Genomic DNA, 1,770 nt, shown 5'->3' on the forward strand with positions numbered 1-1,770 from the left:
GTCCACATCGCCCCCGTGCTCGGCGAGCACCGTGCGCACGGTGCTCGCCGAGCACGGGGGCGATGTGGACGCGGCGACGGCCGCGCTGGTCAAGCGGGCGATCCCGGACGCGATGAGGTTGCTGGACGAGACGCGCAAGGGCGCCCGTTACGACATCGTCGCCCACCCGTGGATCCCGGACGTGCTGCGCAAGCAGACGGCGAAGGGCGCCGACCAGATCTGGGAGGCGCGCCCCAAGTGGACGCGGCACGCGCTGCCCCCGGGTGAGCACGAGGTGACGGCGCTGGACATCAACGGCGCGTACCTCTCCGCGCTGAAGACCCATCTGCCGCTGGGGCAGCTGGAGCACTCCACGGGCTTCGCGCACGACCGGCGCCGGGCGGGCGTGCATCTGATCACGCCGCCGGTGTGGGAGCACGAGGACGTGCTGCCCAACCCGATCGGCAACCGCGACGAGCCCGGCCCGCTGTGGGTGACCGAGCCGACCCTGCGGCTGCTGCACCGCCTGTCGGGACCGAAGTACGGGCTGTGCGAACCGCCCGAGATTCATGAGTCGTTCACGTCCGGGGCGACCGAGAACCTGCTGGAGAAGTTCCGGATCGCGCTGAAGGACGCGCGGGACGCGGCGCTCGCGGACGGGGACGAGGTGACGCTGGAGTACGTGAAGGCGATGTACTCCAAGTTCGTCTCCACGATGGGGGAGTCCAACTACAACAGGGAGCTGTACCGTCCGGACTGGATGCACATCATCCGCTCCCAGGCGTTCGCCAACCTGTGGATGAAGGCGTACAAGGCGCACGACGAGGGGCTGACGGTGGTGCGGGCGATGGGCACCGACGAGCTCCATGTGATCGGCGACTGGCGTGCGGTGTTCGCGGAGGGCCGGGGCGTGACGGAGGTCAAGGTCAAGGACACGTACACGGCCGGCGAGCGTGCCGATCAGGGCGATCAGGGCGAGGAGGGCTGAAGTGCCGGAGCAGAGCCATGAGTTCGGCAAGTACGGGGCGCGCGGGATCAAGGGCAGCGAGGCGGTGTCCCGGGTCCTGGACTCCCTCGCGGGCGGCATCGTGACGCCGGTGACGGTGAAGCGGGGCCTGATGGCGCGGCTGCACTACCTGACGCGTACCCCGCACGCGTGGGCGGCGGCGCGGGAGGCGGGCCTGACCGTCACCGACCGTACGCTCAGGGCCTGGCTGGCGGGCGTACGCACCCCCACCGCGGCGAACCTGGAGCGCATCGACCGCGCGTACTGGACGGTCCGCCGCCACAACGTGGCCCGCCACCTGCTGCGCCGCCTCAACGCGGCGGGCGGCACGCGCGTGGAACTCCACCCCCTCAACCAGTCCCAGGTCCCGCGCCCGCGCCAGCGGATCGTGGAGTACCGCACGATGAACGTCCGCCGCTGGGACCGCATCGTGGCGGCCTGGGCGGAGGCGGACGCGGAGGCGCTGGACGGGGCGTGGACGGACGTCATCGAGGACCTGGGGTCGCAGTGGGGGCAGTACGAGTACGTGACGAACGTGGGGTTCGCGGCGTGATGGGGTGAGGCCCTGGTGGGGTTGCTCGGCCCCGGTCCGCTCGTAGTTGGGCCGGGAGCCGCCCGGCGCCGTATCCGCGAGGCTGCCTCCCGCGGGGAGAAATTACGGTTCCGCCGGCGTTTGCTGTGGCCTCGGCATCCGGTGCAGCCTGTTCTCTCCAAGGGCCAACAGATCGGCGACAGCGTCGGCCGGGCATACGGTGCCCACGGCGGTGGGTGGGAGGGCCCAGTGC

General features: G+C 71.2%; 1 protein-coding gene and 1 pseudogene. Both read left to right on the forward strand.

Annotation, left to right across the window (positions count from 1 at the left end):
• A pseudogene (locus tag ACJA3G_RS36275) lies at positions 1-967 on the forward strand (transcriptional regulator); the annotation flags it as partial.
• Between the two features lies 1 nt (position 968).
• Positions 969-1,538: a transcriptional regulator gene (locus tag ACJA3G_RS36280; protein ID WP_406557286.1), complete on the forward strand. Its 570-nt coding sequence runs from the start codon at positions 969-971 to the stop codon at positions 1,536-1,538.
• The last annotated feature ends 232 nt before the right edge of the window (positions 1,539-1,770 follow it).

The organism is Streptomyces sp. YS-3, from assembly GCF_045257485.1.
Lineage (GTDB): Bacteria > Actinomycetota > Actinomycetes > Streptomycetales > Streptomycetaceae > Streptomyces.